Source organism: Bradyrhizobium sp. in8p8, from assembly GCF_000426845.1.
Taxonomy (GTDB): Bacteria; Pseudomonadota; Alphaproteobacteria; order Rhizobiales; family Xanthobacteraceae; genus Bradyrhizobium; species Bradyrhizobium japonicum_C.
This window is the reverse complement of record NZ_AUGD01000001.1, coordinates 448,180-463,799: the sequence shown is the minus strand read 5'-3', so window position 1 is coordinate 463,799 and position 15,620 is coordinate 448,180. Positions and strand designations below refer to the sequence as shown.

Sequence of the window (15,620 nt, the reverse complement as noted above, 5' to 3'; positions counted from 1 at the left end):
GCTAAGAGCTACCCCGTCGCGGCGTGATAGCCGCTTTGCGAACCTCCCTCCGGCCGCTATTGAGACAAGAAGGTTCCTATCGGGGGGTCTCCATGTCGCGCGAGGATTTCTGGTTCTTTCATCCGTTTCGGGTGCGTTATTCCGAGATCGACGGCCAGGGCGTCGTTTTCAACGCCCATTACCTGACCTATTTCGACACCGCCATCACCGGGTACTTTCGCGCGCTCGGCTTTGACCAGTATGCGGACGCGCAGGCGAGCGGCATCGATTTCCACGTCGTCAAGTCCGTCATCGAATACAAGGCGCCGGTCCGCTTCGACTGGGAGCTCGATGTCGGCGTGCGCGTAGCGCGGATCGGCAATTCCAGCCTCGTGTTCGAGCTCGCCATCTTCCTGAAGGGCGGCGCGGACGCGCTGGTGACCGGCGAGATCGTCTGGGTCTACACTGACCAGAAGACCCATCGTCCGGTCACGATCCCGGCATCGATGCGGTCGCTGATCGCGACGCGGGAGCGTCATCTGACGGCGTGAGGCCGGCGCCTCACACCGGCAGGAACCGCTTCAAAGCCGGCAGGAAGAAGATGCCGAGATTGATCGCGAAGCCGACGCTCCAGAGGATCGAGCGCAGCGTCGGGCGATTGCCGAGATAGGTCAGCACATACGCGATCCGCACGATCAGGAACAGCGCCGCGAGCTCGTCGATCAGCCGCTGCGGCGCATCTCTGAACTCGGCGAGCAGCACCGCGAAGGCGAAGAACGGGAAAGCCTCGATGCCGTTCTGGTGAGCGCCGAGCGCGCGCTGCGCGATGGCATCCTCATAGAAGGCTGGGTCGCGCGGCCGGGAATTATCGAAGCGGCCGAACCTGATCCATTTGATCGAGGCGATCGTTACGAGATAAAGCAGCAGCGCTCCGAATACGCACCATTCTGCGAGCGTCATCGTTCCTCCCCCCGCCGGGGTGCGACCCTAGCGAACCCCGGCTCATCTTGACAAGTTCGGACCAACGCGCGACCCAACCAGCCATGAACAGCGTCGCCCCCCCCGAGACTGCGAAGCCGGTCACCCGATCCGCCCTGCCGCGCGTCGGCGTACTCCTGGTCAATCTCGGAACGCCTGACACGGCCGATGCGCCAGGCGTGCGGGTCTACCTCAAGGAGTTCCTCAGTGACGCCCGCGTCATCGAGGATCAGGGCCTGATCTGGAAGGTGGTGCTGAATGGAATCATCCTGCGCAGCCGTCCCCGTACCAAGGCGCTGGATTACCAGAAGATCTGGAACAACGAGCAGAACGAGTCGCCGCTGAAGACCATCACGCGGTCTCAAGCCGTTAAGCTCGCCGCCGCCTTGGCGGACCGCGACCATGTCGTGGTGGATTGGGCGATGCGTTACGGCAATCCCTCGATCAAGGCCGGCATCGACGCGCTGATCGCAAAGGGCTGCGAACGCATTCTGGCTGTCCCGCTCTATCCGCAATATTCCGCTTCGACCTCGGCGACCGTCTGCGACGAGGTGTTCCGCGTGCTCGCGCAGCTTCGCAATCAGCCGACGCTGCGGGTGACGCCGCCCTATTATGAGGATTCCGCCTATATCGAGGCCCTCGCGACCTCGATCGAGGCGCATCTAGCGACGCTCTCGTTCAAGCCGGAGCTGATCGTCGCGTCGTTCCATGGCATGCCGAAAGCCTATGTCGACAAGGGCGATCCCTATCGGCAGCACTGCATCGCAACGACGGAAGCATTGCGCCGCCGGCTCGGCATGGACGAAACGAAGCTGCTGCTGACCTTCCAGTCCCGTTTCGGCAACGACGAGTGGCTCCAGCCCTACACCGACAAGACGATGGAGCGGCTCGCCAAGGAAGGCGTGCGCCGCATCGCGGTGGTGACGCCGGGCTTTTCCGCCGACTGCCTGGAGACGCTGGAGGAGATCGCGCAGGAAAACGCCGAGATATTCAAGCACAATGGCGGCGAGCAGTTTTCCGCCATCCCCTGTCTCAACGACAGCGATCCGGGCATGGACGTGATCCGGACCCTGGTGCTGCGCGAGCTTCAGGGCTGGATCTGATGGTTCACCCATGAACCGCCGCTCGTGTCTGGCGTTTCTCGGGATGATCGCGGCGCTCCCCGCCTCGGCGCCGGCCCAGCAGCGGAACGTGGTGCGGCGGCTCGGTGTGCTCTCGGTCACCGCCGCCGAGGACGCGATCGGACAGGCACGCAGCACGATCCTGGCCGAGGCGCTTGCCGGCTACGGTTGGAAGGAGCGCGACAACCTCAGGATCGAGTGGCGCAGCGGCGGTGCCGATCGCGCGCGCATCGCGCAGCTTGCGGACGAGTTGATCGCGCTCAAGCCTGACATCCTGCTCGCGGTCGGCACGCCCTCGGTGGAAGAGCTGCGCCGGCGCACCACCACGATCCCGATCGTGTTCGCCGTCGTCACCGATCCCGTCAGCCAGGGTTTTGTCGAAAACCTCGCGCATCCCGGTGGCAACATCACCGGTTTCACCGATTATGACGGCCCGCTAGCCGGCAAATGGCTGGAGATGCTGACGCAGGTCACGCCATCCGTCCGCCGCGTGTTCGTCGTCTACAATCCCGCCACCGCGCCGTTCGCGCCCTTGATGCTGCGCACGATCGAGGGCGCCGCACGGACTCTTCACGTGATGGTCGAGCCCGCGCCCGTCCATGACGCCGCCTCGATCGGAGCGCTGGCTTCGCGGAAGGACGGTGCCATCCTGGTCCTGCCGGACTTCTTCACATTGGCCAACCGCGTGCAGCTGCTCGCGACGATCGCACAGGCGCGGGTGCCCGCAGTCTTCTGGAGCCGCACCTTTGTCGATGAGGGAGGGCTGATGTCCTACAGCACCGACACTGCCGAACAGCTGCGGCAGGCCGCCTCCTATGTCGATCGCATCCTCAGGGGAGCGCAGGCGGCCGATCTTCCGGTCCAGAACCCCACCAAGCTTGAGCTGGTGATCAACCTCAAGACGGCGAGGGCGTTCGGCGTTACGCTTGCCCCCGCCCTCGTCGCGCTCGCGAACGACGTCATCGAATGAAGCTGCTGATACCGAGCTGCACGGTGTTATCTGCCGGTAGCCTGCGCCGCATCCGCTGTTCGCGGCTCTTGCAGAATCGCACCGATACCGGCGTTACTTGCGGCTGCTGAACCGGTAGGGTCGCGCTCCCGACCAATGACAGCGCGGGAAGGGCTTTTCCCGGCTTCTTTTCCTGCCTTGGAGGACGTATGAGCGGTTTCGACATCTTCGCAATTGTTCTGGTCTTGCTCGTCATCGTCACCCTCGTCGCCGGCGTGAAGACGGTGCCGCAGGGCTACGACTGGACCATCGAGCGGTTCGGTAAATACACCCAGACGCTGAGCCCCGGGCTCAATCTGATCGTGCCCTATTTCGATCGCGTCGGACGCAAGGTCAACATGATGGAGCAGGTGATCGACATTCCCGAGCAGGAGGTCATCACCAAGGACAACGCCACCGTGACGGTGGACGGAGTCGCCTTCTACCAGGTGTTCGATGCCGCGAAAGCGAGCTACGAGGTCGCCAACCTCACCCAGGCGATCACGGTCCTCACCATGACCAACATCCGTTCGGTGATGGGTTCGATGGACCTCGATCAGGTGCTCTCGCACCGCGATGAGATCAACGAACGCCTGTTGCGCGTCGTCGATGCCGCGGTCTCGCCCTGGGGCGTCAAGGTCAACCGCATCGAGATCAAGGACATCGTGCCGCCCGCCGATCTCGTCGAGGCCATGGGCCGGCAGATGAAGGCCGAGCGCGTCAAGCGCGCCGACATTTTGGCCGCCGAAGGCCAGCGCCAGTCGGAGATCCTGCGCGCCGAAGGCGCCAAGCAGGGGCAGATCCTCCAGGCCGAAGGCCGCCGCGAGGCCGCCTTCCGCGACGCGGAGGCGCGCGAGCGGTCGGCGGAAGCGGAGGCCAAAGCGACGCAGATGGTCAGCGAGGCCATCGCCAAGGGCGACGTCGCCGCCTTGAACTATTTCATCGCCGACAAGTATATCAAGGCGTTCGGCCAGTTCGCGGAGGCGCCGAACCAGAAGATCATCATGTTGCCGATGGAAGCCACCAGCATGCTCGGCTCGCTCGCCGGCATCGGCGAGATCGCCAAGGCGACGTTCGGCGAGGCTGCCGCAGCTGCTGCCGCGCGCCGCCCCGGATCGGTGCCGCCGACCGGCAGCACGCCGCCGGCGGTGCCGCCGCGGCAGGGCTAGTGAGAGAGGTCGCGTCATGACCGACATGTTCGTATCGCTGGGCAACTGGAATTGGCTGATACTCGGCTTCATCCTGATGGCGCTGGAGGTATTGGCCCCGGGCATTTTCCTGTTCTGGCTTGGCTTGGCTGCGCTGCTCGTCGGTCTGATCTCGTTCGCGCTTGCCGTGTCCTGGCAGATCCAGCTCGTGATGTTCGCGGTATTCGCCGCTGCCGCGGTGCCGGTGTGGCGCCGCCTCGCCCGGCCGAAGCCGGACGCGAATGCCAGCCCGTTCCTCAACAAGCGCACCGAAGCCTTGCTCGGTCGCGAGTTCACGCTGGAGAAGCCGATCATCGACGGTTCCGGCACGGTGCGTATCGACGACACCGTGTGGCGCGTGGCCGGCCCGGATACGCCGGCGGGGACGCGCGTCAGGGTCGTGCAGGTCGATGGTGCCAACCTCACCGTCGCCGTGACGTAGCGCTCGTATCCTCCAGGCGCCGGCAAGCGCGGTCCTACTTCCTCCACCTCTCCGCAAACCGGTGCAGCGGTACGAACGTCTCGCACAATTCCTGTCCGAGCGGGGTCAATCCGTAGCCACCACCGTCGCCAAGCTCGACGAAACCCGCCTCGCGCAGCTCCGTCAGCCGCGCCTGCAGCACCGTCGGCGAAGCCTCGTCACAGGCTGCGCGGAGTGCTCGAGAGGTGAGGGGCTCGTCCCGTAGCTCCCACAATATCCGTAGACTCCAGCGCCGGCCGAGCAGATCGAGCAATGCCATGATCGGCCGCCCGGTGCGCGAGCCGCGCACGCTGCGTGTCTTGGAGTCAGCCTCTTTCGCCATCGCCGCCTCTTGCGTCATGCTACAAATAATGTAGCGTCATGCTACTATAAGTGTAGCAAAGGAGCCGACCCATGTCCCCATTCGCGCCGCGTATCGCCCCGCTCGCGCCGCCTTATCCCCTGGAGATCCAGGCGCAGTTCGAGCGCATCATGCACGGCGCACCGCCGCTGATGCTGTTCCGCGTGATGGCCGGCCACGGCCGCGCCTGGGACAAGTTCCGTGCCGGTGGCCTGCTCGATCCCGGCCCGCTCTCCTTGCGCCAGCGCGAGATCGTCATCGACCGCACCTGTGCGCTGAACCGATGCGAATACGAGTGGGGCGTGCACGTCGCGATCTTCGCCGGACCGGCAAAGCTCAATGAGGAGGAGGTGCGCGCGACGGTGCTGGGAGATGCGATGTCGCCGTGCTGGTCACCGTCCGAGCAGGCGCTGGTTGCGGCCGTGGACGCGCTGCATCGCCGCGCGACGCTTGACGACGAGGAGTTCGCCGCGCTCTCGGCTCATTACGACGAGGCGCAGATTCTGGAGATCATGCTCCTGTGCGGCTTTTATCGCACGGTGTCGTACCTGGCGAACGGCCTGAGATTGCCGCTGGAGGAGAAGGCGGCGCGGTTTCCGACACCGCTCTAACGGAGAAGAGAGGCGTGCTACACACTCTCTGTCATTCCGGGGCACGCGAAGCGTGAACCCGGAATCCATTGGGTAGCGACCTCGGAGATGAATGGATTCCGGCTTCGCGCCCAAGCGGCCGCGCCCCGGAATGACTCCGTGGAGAGAGCGGGCCCTACGCCACGCCCGCGCGCAGCAGGTCGTGCAGATGCACGATCCCGACCACCTTGCCCGCCTCCGTCACCAGCAGGGTCGTGATCTTGCGGGTGTTCAGCACCTCGATCATTTCGGTCGCGAGCATCGACGGGGGCACCGTCTTCGGCTGCCTGGTCATGATCTCGTCGACCGTTGCGGTCAGAAGATCAGGCCGCATGTGGCGGCGCAGGTCGCCGTCGGTGATGATGCCGACCGCCTCGCCGGCATCGTTGATGATACAGACGCAGCCGAGCCCCTTGGCCGACATCTCCACCACGGCTTCGGACATCTTGGTGCCTTCGGGCTTGATCGGAATCTCAGTGCCGGTACGCATGTAGTCGCGGACGAATTTCAGCATGGCCCCCAGCTTGCCGCCGGGGTGGAAATGCGCGAACTCCAGCGCGGTGAAGCCGCGCCCCTCCAGCAGCGCGATCGCGAGCGCATCGCCGATCGCGGCCTGCATCAAGGTCGAGGTGGTCGGCGCCAGATTGTGCGGGCAGGCTTCGCGCGCCTTCGGCAGTTCGATCACGAGGTCGGCGGCCTGGCCGAGCGAGGAGGAGCCGTTCGAGGTCACCGCGATCATGGGAATCGCGAACCGCGCCGAATAGTTCACGAGGTTCTTCATCTCCGGCTGCTCGCCGGACCAGGACAGCGCCATGATGACGTCGTCGGGCGTGATCATGCCGAGATCGCCGTGGCCCGCTTCGGCGGCGTGCACGAAGAAGGCCGGCGTGCCGGTCGAAGCCAGCGTCGCCGCGATCTTGCGCCCCATATGGCCTGATTTGCCGAGCCCGGTGACGATGACGCGGCCCTTGGCATTGCGAATCAGCTCGACCGCCCTGGCAAAGGTCTCGCCAAGCGGACCGCGCAGGGCGGCGGCGAGCGCGTTGATGCCGCCGCTCTCCGTCTCCAGCGTGCGGAGTGCGGATTCGACGCTTGTCGGAATGGGGCCGGATGATGCGGTCATCAGCGCTTTCGAACTCGGCATGGTCTGGTCCAGGGAGGAGGGGCTTTCGCCCATTGGCGCCTGCTTAGCATGCCGCGCCCGGGGAGGCGACGCGCCCCCCGGCACCCTCAACGGGTCATTAACCATAATTGTTTTAACTCCATTAACGATGGTTCCCGCCAGCCGGCGGAGACGATCGTGAAAGTGTCTGATTTCGTTGGAGTTATTCCATCGTGGGGTCGTCTCCAGGCAGTAGCCGGAGCAAACGCGCGCAGTTGCTGCGCGCGGTTTTGCCATGCCTGGCGCTGACGGCCCTTGGAAGCGGCTCCGCGGCTGCCCAGAGCCTTACGCCGGACCTGTTCAACCCCAACCGCGGCGGCTTTGCCTCGCCCGATACGCTGCCGACGCGCCGCACGGCCGGCGTCCCGCAGGCGCCGTCGGATGCATTGCCGGCGCTGCCCGATCCCAATGCCGATCCGCTCAAGGCCCGCCAAAGGCCTGCGGCCTCGCGCGTCGGTCAGGTCCCGACCTACGGCCTGCCCGCGGCCACCGGAGCGAGCAGCTCCGGTTACGACTCGCTCAACCGCAAGCGGCAGCAGCCGAAGCTCTATCCCGGTCAGCCGAAGCCGAAGCGACCTGCCGGTCCCGGCTCGCCGGCGCCATCGGTAGCGCCGCCTGCGTCAACGCTCGGCCCACCGCGGATCGCGCCCCCGCCCTCAGCGTCCGCGAACAGGGCGCCCGTGCCGGCGGCGATGGCGGGCACCGTGCCCGGCCAGCCGTTGCGCCGGCGCCTCAGGGCCGATGACGATGCGTTTGGGGCCATCGGCGATTATGCCGGCAGCTTCCTGATCAAGGGCGGGCTCGAGCTCTCCGCGGGCTACGACACCAATCCGACGCGCCTCAACAGGCCCGTCGGTTCGCCGGCCTATGTGATCGCGCCCGATCTGCTCGTGATGTCCGATTGGGAGCGTCATGCGCTGGTCGCCGATCTGCGCGGCTCGTTCTCGGGCTACACCAACGACATGCCGGCGAGCATCAACGGCTTCGCTTCGCCGTCGCCGGTCGAGGCCAATCGCCCGGACTTCACCGGCCATGTCGATGGCCGGCTCGACGTCACCCGGGACTTCAAGCTTCTTTCGCAGCTGCGTCTGCGGCTCGCCACCGACAATCCCGGCAGTCCGAACGTGCAGGCCGGCTTGCAGCGATATCCCGTTTACGCCGCCTACGGCACGACCATCGGCTTCGACCAGACTTTCAACCGCTTCCAGGTCGCCGCCGGCGCCACCATCGATCGCACCGCCTATACCGATTCGAAGCTCACTGACGGCACGACCTTCCCCAACACCGATCGCGACTTCAATCAGTATGGCGGCGTCGGCCGGTTCTCCTACGACCTCAAGCCGGGGCTGAAGCCGTTCGTCGAGATCCAGGGCGATACCCGCGTCCACGACCAGGCGGCCGACCGCAACGGCTACTTCCGCGATTCCAACGGCGGCTACGCCAAGGTCGGCTCGTCCTTCGAGTTCTCGCGCATCCTCACCGGCGAGATCTCGATCGGCTATTCCGCGCGCAACTACACCGACCCGCGCCTCAGCCAGCTCGCCGGCTTCCTCACCACGGGCTCGCTGATCTGGAGCGCCAGCGGCCTCACCACGGTGAAATTCTTCACCGACACGCAAATCGCCGAGACCACGATCCCCGGCTCCTCCGGCGTGCTGGTGCGCACCTACGCGGCCGAAGTCGATCACGACTTCCGCCGCTGGCTCACCGCTGTCGGCAAGTTCACCTACGGCACGCTCGACTACCAGGGCCAGAACCGCAACGACAAGACCTACTCGTTCGAGAGCAACCTGATCTACAAGCTCAACCGCAACATCTGGGTCAAAGGCACGCTGCGCCACGACATCCTGGATTCGAACGTGGCCGGGTCGAGCTCGCAGGGGACGGTGATGCTGGTCGGGGTGCGGCTGCAGAATTGAGAGACACCATGGCTGCTCGAATTACCTTGGACATCAATTCGGCTGGCGAATTCGAGCTATGGCTCAATCCGGGAGGTCGAGACCTTCTTGTGAAGCAGCTACTGGCTCTGAGCGAAACCAACGAGCACTTTCACTTGATGCCAAGTGAAGTCCCATCGGACGTCGAAGTTTCGACGCGTCCCTATCGGCCAAACGACAAGCTTCTCGAATACGGCAAGGTGCTGTTCCGACTTGACGAGTGGGACGCGCAGCACTTTCCGCGCGTCTTGGGTTGAGGCCTGCTCTCTAACCGTTCACTTCATTGTCGTGCCCCGGCTTGACCGGGGCATCCAGTACGCCGCGGCCTCTCGTTTCAATGACAATTGTCTCTGGAATACTAGATCGCCCGGTCAAGCCGGGCGATGACACCTTTTTCCGGTTTGGCGGCGGAGCAAAAACTCAGCGCGGCAGATCCGTCTTCCCCATCAGGAATGTGTCGATCGACCTTGCGCACAGCCGGCCCTCGCGGATCGCCCACACCACCAGCGACTGGCCACGGCGCATGTCGCCGGCGGAGAACACGTTGGGCCGCGAGGTCTGGTAGTCCAGCGTGTTGGCCTTGACGTTGCCGCGCGGGTCGAGCTCGACCGCGAGCAGCTTGAGCAGGCCCTCGTGCACGGGGTGGACGAAGCCCATCGCGAGCAGGACGAGGTCGGCGTCGAGCTCGAACTCGGTGCCGGCAATCGGCTTGAACTTGTCGTCGACGCGCACGCAGTGCAGCTTCTTGACCTTGCCGTTCTCGCCCGAAAACTTCTGCGTCAGCACGGCGAATTCGCGCACGGCACCCTCGGCCTGGCTCGACGAGGTGCGCATCTTCAGCGGCCAGTACGGCCAGGTCAGGCCCTTGTTCTCGCGCTCGGGCGGCGAGGGCATGATCTCGAGCTGCGTCACCGACAGCGCGCCCTGGCGCAGCGAGGTGCCGATGCAGTCCGACCCGGTGTCGCCGCCGCCGATGACGACGACGTGCTTGCCATTGGCCAGGATCTCCTGGACGCCGCCGAGCGGCTCCTCGGAGACGCGCCGGTTCTGCTGCGGCAGGAAGTCCATGGCGTAGTGGATGCCGGACAGCTCGCGGCCGGGGATCGGCAGGTCGCGCGGGGCTTCGGCGCCGCCGGTCAGCGCGATCGCGTCGTACTCGTTGAGCATCTCGCGCGGATCGACATTGCCCTCGGTGCCGACATGGCTGTTGTAGTGGAAGGTGACGCCCTCAGCCTCCATCTGCGCCACGCGGCGGTCGATGACGCCCTTCTCCATCTTGAAGTCGGGAATGCCGTAGCGGAGCAGGCCGCCGGCCTTGGCGTACTTCTCGAACACATGCACGTCGTGGCCGGCGCGTGCCAGCTGCTGCGCGCATGCCATGCCGGCGGGGCCGGAGCCGATCACGGCGACCTTCTTGCCGGTCTTATGCGCGGCGATCTCGGGCGTCAGCCAGCCATTGTCCCAGGCGCGATCGACGATCGCGCATTCGATCGTCTTGATGGTGACGGGGTTGTCGTCGATGTTGAGCGTGCAGGACGCCTCGCACGGCGCCGGGCAGATGCGGCCCGTGAACTCCGGGAAATTGTTGGTGGAGTGCAGATTGCGCGAGGCTTCTTCCCAGTTGCCCTGATAGACGAGGTCGTTCCAGTCGGGGATCTGGTTGTTGACCGGGCAGCCGGGCGTGCCGGGCGCGACCGAGCCGGTGCCATGGCAATAGGGAATGCCGCAATTCATGCAGCGCGCAGCCTGGTCGCGCACCTCCTTCTCGGAGAGGGGAACGACGAATTCCTTGTAATGCTTCACGCGTTCGGCGACCGGCGTGTACTTGCGGTCGTGCCGTTCGATTTCCAGAAAGCCCGTGATCTTGCCCATTAAACCCGAAGTCCCTGCCGGCTAATTCGTTTGTTGCTTCTTCAACCGTCATTGCGAGGAGCGAAGCGACGAAGCAATCCAGTCTGTTGCTCAGGAGAAAGTCTGGATAGCTTCGCTGCGCTCGCAATGACGGGCGCTGATAATCTTTAAGCCCCGATCGCGATTTTCGGCTCGGCGTCCGCATTGGCGGCCAGTTCGCGCAGAGCGCGCCGGTATTCGACCGGCATCACCTTGCGGAATTTGGGCAGCCATTCCTTCCAATTGGCGAGGATGTCGGCGGCGCGCTTGGAGCCGGTTGCCTTGGCATGGCGCGAGATCAGGACGTGCAGCCGCTCGACGTCGGAGGCGAGCAGGTTCTTGAACACGTCCACCCGGCCGTGCGCCTCGAGGTCACCGGAGGCGTGATACGTTTCGGCGTTGATCATCTCTTCCGACAGCACCGGCTCGAGCTCGACCATGCTGAGGTTGCACAGCTTGTCGAAGTCGCCGGCCTCGTCCAGCACATAGGCGACGCCGCCGGACATGCCGGCCGCGAAGTTGCGTCCGGTCTTGCCGAGCACGACCACGATGCCGCCGGTCATGTATTCGCAGCAATGATCGCCGGCACCCTCGACAACGGCGACGGCGCCCGAGTTGCGCACGGCAAAGCGCTCGCCGGCGATGCCGCGGAAATAGCATTCGCCTTCGATCGCGCCGTACATCACGGTGTTGCCGACGATGATGCTCTCCTCCGGCACGATGGCAGAGTTCTTCGGCGGCTTGACGATGATCTTGCCGCCCGAGAGGCCCTTGCCGACATAATCGTTGCCCTCACCCTCGAGCTCGAAGGTGACGCCGTGGGCGAGCCAGGCGCCGAAGGCTTGGCCGGCGGTGCCCTTGAGGCTGACATGGATCGTGTCGTGCGGCAGCCCGGCATGGCCGTAGATCTTCGCCACCGCACCCGACAGCATCGCGCCGGCGGAGCGGTTGGTGCTGTTGATCGTGGCCTCGATCTTCACCGGCGCGCCGCGGTCGAGCGCGGGCTGCGCCTTCTCGATCAGCGTGCGGTCGAGCACCGCCTCCAGATGATGGTTCTGGCGCTCGGAGTGATAGATCTTCTGGCCCTTCTCTTCCTTTTGCTTGACGAACAGCTTGGAGAAGTCGAGGCCCTTGGCCTTCCAGTGCGCGACCAACTTAGTCTGGTCGAGCAGCTGCACCTGGCCGACCATCTCGTTGAAGGTGCGGAAACCGAGGCTTGCCATGATCTCGCGGACTTCCTCCGCGACGAAGAAGAAGTAGTTGATCACGTGCTCGGGCTGGCCGGTGAAGCGCTTGCGCAGGACGGGGTCCTGCGTCGCGACGCCCACCGGGCAGGTGTTGAGATGGCACTTGCGCATCATGATGCAGCCGGCCGCGATCAACGGCGCCGTGGCGAAGCCGAACTCGTCGGCCCCGAGCAGCGCGCCGATCACGACGTCACGGCCGGTGCGGAAGCCGCCGTCGACCTGGACCACGATGCGGCTGCGCAGCCGCTCGCGCACCAGGGTCTGGTGGGTTTCGGCAAGGCCGATCTCCCAAGGCGAGCCGGCATGCTTGATCGAGGTCAGCGGCGATGCGCCGGTGCCGCCTTCGAAGCCTGCGATGGTGACATGGTCGGCGCGGGCCTTGGCGACACCCGCGGCCACCGTGCCGACGCCGATCTCGGAGACGAGCTTGACCGAGACGTCGCCCGCCGGGTTGACGTTCTTGAGGTCGTAGATCAGCTGCGCCAGATCCTCGATCGAGTAGATGTCGTGGTGCGGCGGCGGCGAGATCAGGCCGACGCCCGGCGTCGAGTGCCGGACCCTTGCGATGGTCGCGTCGACCTTGTGGCCGGGCAGCTGGCCGCCTTCGCCGGGCTTGGCACCCTGCGCCATCTTGATCTGCATCATGTCGGAGTTGACGAGATACTCCGTGGTGACGCCGAAGCGGCCGGAAGCGACCTGCTTGATCGCCGAGCGCATGGAATCGCCGTTCGGCATCGGCTTGAAGCGGTCGGCTTCCTCGCCGCCTTCGCCGGTGTTCGACTTGCCGCCGATCCGGTTCATGGCGATCGCGAGCGTGGTGTGCGCCTCGCGCGAGATCGAGCCGAAGGACATGGCACCGGTGGCGAAACGCTTGACGATCTCCTTGGCCGGCTCGACCTGGTCGAGCGGGATGGGCTTGCGCTTCTCTTCCTCGGCGCTCTTGATCCGGAACAGGCCCCGCAGCGTCAGCAGCCGCTCCGACTGCTCGTTGAGGATCTTGGCGAAGGCGCGATAGCGCTCCTGAGAATTGCCGCGCGCGGCGTGCTGGAGCAGCGACACCGACTCGGCGGTCCAGGCATGGTCCTCGCCTCGGCTGCGATAGGCATATTCGCCGCCGACATCGAGCGCGTTCTTGTAGACCTGAGCCTCGCCGAACGCGTCGGCATGACGGCGGACGGCTTCCTCGGCGATCTCGGCAAGGCCGACGCCTTCGACGCGGGTATGCGTGCCGGCGAAGAACTTCGCGACGAAGTCGGCCTTGAGGCCGACCGCGTCGAAGATCTGCGCGCCGCAATAGGACTGGTAGGTCGAGATGCCCATCTTGGACATCACCTTGAGCAGGCCCTTGCCGATCGACTTGATGTAGCGCTTGACGATCTCGTAGTCGTCAAGCGAGCCCGGCAGGCGGTCCTTCATCGCGATGATGGTCTCGAACGCCAGATACGGATTGATCGCTTCGGCGCCGTAGCCGGCAAGGCAGGCGAAGTGATGCACTTCGCGCGGCTCGCCGGATTCGACGACGAGGCCGACCGAGGTGCGCAGGCCTGTGCGGATCAGGTGATGATGCACGGCGGCGCAGGCCAAGAGCGAGGGGATCGGCACGCGGTCGGTGCCGACCATGCGGTCGGACAGGATGATGATGTTGACGCCCTCGCGCACCGCGCTTTCCGCGCGCGCGCAGAGCTCGTCCAGCACCTGGTCCATGCCGGCCGCGCCGAGGCCGGAGTGGAAGGTGGTGTCCAGCGTGCGCGACTTGAAATGCGACTCGGCCACTTCCGAGATCGAGCGGATCTTTTCCAGGTCCGCATCGGTCAGGATCGGCTGGCGCACTTCGAGGCGCTTGGTCGTTGCCATGCCCTGCAGGTCGAACAGGTTCGGCCGCGGTCCGATGATGGACACGAGGCTCATCACCAGCTCCTCGCGGATCGGGTCGATCGGCGGGTTGGTAACCTGCGCGAAGTTCTGCTTGAAGTAGGTGAACAGCGGCTTGGCCTTGTCCGACAGCGCCGAGATCGGCGTGTCGTTGCCCATCGAGCCCGCGGCTTCCTCGCCCGTTGCCGCCATCGGCGTCATCAGGATGGCGATGTCTTCCTGGCTGTAGCCGAACGCCTGCTGGCGATCGAGCAGCGACAAATTGGAGCGCACGCCGGTGGTCGGCACCTTCGGCAGCTCTTCCAGCACGATCTGGGTCCGCTCCAGCCACTCCTTGTAGGGATGGCTCCTGGCGAGCTCGGCCTTGATCTCGTCGTCCGGGATCAGTCGGCCCTGCTCGAGGTCGACCAGCAGCATCTTGCCGGGTTGCAGACGCCACTTGGTGATGATCTGGTCCTCGGGGATCGTCAGCACGCCCATCTCGGACGCCATCACGATGCGGTCGTCCTTGGTCACGAGATAGCGCGCGGGCCGCAGGCCGTTGCGGTCGAGCGTCGCGCCGATCTGGCGGCCGTCGGTGAAGGCGATCGCGGCGGGGCCGTCCCACGGCTCCATCAGCGCGGCATGATATTCGTAGAAGGCGCGGCGCTTCTCATCCATCAGCGGATTGCCGGCCCAAGCCTCCGGAATCATCATCATCACGGCGTGCGGCAGCGAGTAGCCACCCTGCACCAGGAATTCGAGCGCGTTGTCGAAGCAGGCGGTGTCCGACTGTCCTTCGTAGGAGATTGGCCAGAGCCGGTTGATGTCCTTGCCGTAGAGCTCAGAGCTCACCGACGCCTGGCGCGCCGCCATCCAGTTGACGTTGCCGCGCAGCGTGTTGATCTCGCCGTTATGCGCGATCATGCGGTAGGGATGCGCCAGCGACCAGGCCGGGAAGGTGTTGGTCGAGAAGCGCTGGTGAACGAGGGCGAGCGCGCTCTCGAAGTCCTTCTCGTGCAGATCGGGATAGTACTTGCCGAGCTGGTCGGCGAGGAACATGCCCTTGTAGATCACGGTGCGGCAGGACATCGAGCAGGGGTAATAGCCCGCAAGGCCGCGGTCGCGGCGCTGGTAGATCGCCTGCGAGATCGACTTGCGCAGGATGTAGAGCCGGCGCTCGAACTCGTCCTCGGTCTTCGCGGTGCCGTTGCGGCCGATGAACACCTGCATGCAGGCCGGCTCGGTCGGCTTCACCGTGACGCCGAGCGAGGAATTGTCGGTCGGCACGTCGCGCCAGCCGAGCAGGGTCAGGCCCTCTTCCTTGATCTGGTCGGCGATGATGCTCTTGATGACGTTGCGCCAGGCGGTCTCGCGCGGCATGAACAGCGCGCCGATGGCGTACTCGCCTGGCGCGGGCAGCGAGAAGCCCAGCTCCCCGGCCTTGCGGCTGAAGAAGGCGTGCGGGATCTGCACCAGAATGCCGGCACCGTCACCGGCGCGCGGGTCGGCGCCGACGGCGCCGCGATGTTCGAGATTGCAGAGGATGCTCAGCGCGTCCGAGACGATTTCGTGCGACTTCTTTCCCTTGATGTTGGCGATGAAGCCGACGCCGCAGGAGTCCTTCTCCAGGCTCGGATCGTACAGACCTTCGGCCTTGGGGCGCGAATTGTGTTCCTGAATCGGATCGGTCGTTTTCGAGGCGACCGTCGGCGACAGCTCTTCTGCCACGATGTTTGCGCGCTCGAATTGCGACCCGTTCATTGTTCCTGTCCTCTCCGTGCGGCAAGCTGCCTCACCGCCATCTTCGGCGCACCTTGGGCGTACCGC

13 protein-coding genes are annotated in these 15,620 nt (G+C 65.2%); 8 read left to right on the top strand and 5 right to left on the bottom strand.

Translation table 11 applies throughout. The annotated features are described in order from the left end of the window. The first annotated feature begins 92 nt into the window (after window positions 1-92). Entirely contained in the window at window positions 93-530 is a 438-nt protein-coding gene (locus K408_RS0102175) for an acyl-CoA thioesterase (RefSeq protein WP_024337357.1), read from the top strand. 10 nt (window positions 531-540) lie between these two features. Here the strand turns inward: K408_RS0102175 and K408_RS0102170 are convergent, their stop codons facing one another. Then, window positions 541-939, bottom strand: coding sequence for an MAPEG family protein (locus K408_RS0102170; RefSeq protein WP_024337358.1), 399 nt, complete (start codon window positions 937-939; stop codon window positions 541-543). Between the two features lie 83 nt (window positions 940-1,022). Between K408_RS0102170 and hemH the strand changes: the two genes are divergently transcribed. The 4 genes from hemH to K408_RS0102150 all read left to right on the top strand — a co-directional run bounded on the left by hemH (window position 1,023) and on the right by K408_RS0102150 (window position 4,695). Next, window positions 1,023-2,060: a ferrochelatase gene (gene hemH / locus K408_RS0102165; protein ID WP_024337359.1), complete on the top strand. Its 1,038-nt coding sequence runs from the start codon at window positions 1,023-1,025 to the stop codon at window positions 2,058-2,060. 10 nt (window positions 2,061-2,070) lie between these two features. Beyond that, the gene (locus tag K408_RS0102160) at window positions 2,071-3,048 is read left to right on the top strand and encodes an ABC transporter substrate-binding protein (protein ID WP_024337360.1); all 978 of its coding nucleotides are present in this window, start codon (window positions 2,071-2,073) and stop codon (window positions 3,046-3,048) included. Between the two features lie 188 nt (window positions 3,049-3,236). Beyond that, complete coding sequence (locus K408_RS0102155; RefSeq protein WP_024337361.1) at window positions 3,237-4,235, top strand: SPFH domain-containing protein; 999 nt, start codon at window positions 3,237-3,239, stop codon at window positions 4,233-4,235. Between the two features lie 16 nt (window positions 4,236-4,251). After that, complete coding sequence (locus K408_RS0102150; protein ID WP_024337362.1) at window positions 4,252-4,695, top strand: NfeD family protein; 444 nt, start codon at window positions 4,252-4,254, stop codon at window positions 4,693-4,695. A gap of 34 nt (window positions 4,696-4,729) precedes the next feature. Here K408_RS0102150 and K408_RS0102145 read toward each other — a convergent pair whose 3' ends face one another. Beyond that, on the bottom strand, window positions 4,730-5,056 hold the full coding sequence (locus K408_RS0102145; protein WP_024337363.1) for a winged helix-turn-helix transcriptional regulator: 327 nt from the start codon (window positions 5,054-5,056) through the stop codon (window positions 4,730-4,732). 71 nt (window positions 5,057-5,127) lie between these two features. Between K408_RS0102145 and K408_RS0102140 the strand changes: the two genes are divergently transcribed. Continuing rightward, window positions 5,128-5,685, top strand: a complete 558-nt coding sequence (locus K408_RS0102140) for a carboxymuconolactone decarboxylase family protein (protein ID WP_024337364.1) — start codon at window positions 5,128-5,130, stop codon at window positions 5,683-5,685. Window positions 5,686-5,839: 154 nt separating this feature from the next. Here K408_RS0102140 and K408_RS0102135 read toward each other — a convergent pair whose 3' ends face one another. Further along, window positions 5,840-6,847, bottom strand: coding sequence for a KpsF/GutQ family sugar-phosphate isomerase (locus K408_RS0102135; RefSeq protein ID WP_024337365.1), 1,008 nt, complete (start codon window positions 6,845-6,847; stop codon window positions 5,840-5,842). 191 nt (window positions 6,848-7,038) lie between these two features. Here K408_RS0102135 and K408_RS0102130 point away from each other — a divergent pair, with 191 nt between their 5' ends. After that, window positions 7,039-8,784, top strand: a complete 1,746-nt coding sequence (locus K408_RS0102130; protein WP_024337366.1) for an outer membrane beta-barrel protein — start codon at window positions 7,039-7,041, stop codon at window positions 8,782-8,784. A gap of 8 nt (window positions 8,785-8,792) precedes the next feature. After that, on the top strand, window positions 8,793-9,059 hold the full coding sequence (locus K408_RS0102125) for a hypothetical protein (protein WP_028145782.1): 267 nt from the start codon (window positions 8,793-8,795) through the stop codon (window positions 9,057-9,059). A gap of 163 nt (window positions 9,060-9,222) precedes the next feature. Here the strand turns inward: K408_RS0102125 and K408_RS0102120 are convergent, their stop codons facing one another. Beyond that, window positions 9,223-10,674, bottom strand: coding sequence for a glutamate synthase subunit beta (locus K408_RS0102120; RefSeq protein ID WP_024337368.1), 1,452 nt, complete (start codon window positions 10,672-10,674; stop codon window positions 9,223-9,225). Window positions 10,675-10,820: 146 nt separating this feature from the next. After that, on the bottom strand, window positions 10,821-15,554 hold the full coding sequence (gltB, locus tag K408_RS0102115; RefSeq protein WP_024337369.1) for a glutamate synthase large subunit: 4,734 nt from the start codon (window positions 15,552-15,554) through the stop codon (window positions 10,821-10,823). Between the last annotated feature and the right edge of the window lie 66 nt (window positions 15,555-15,620).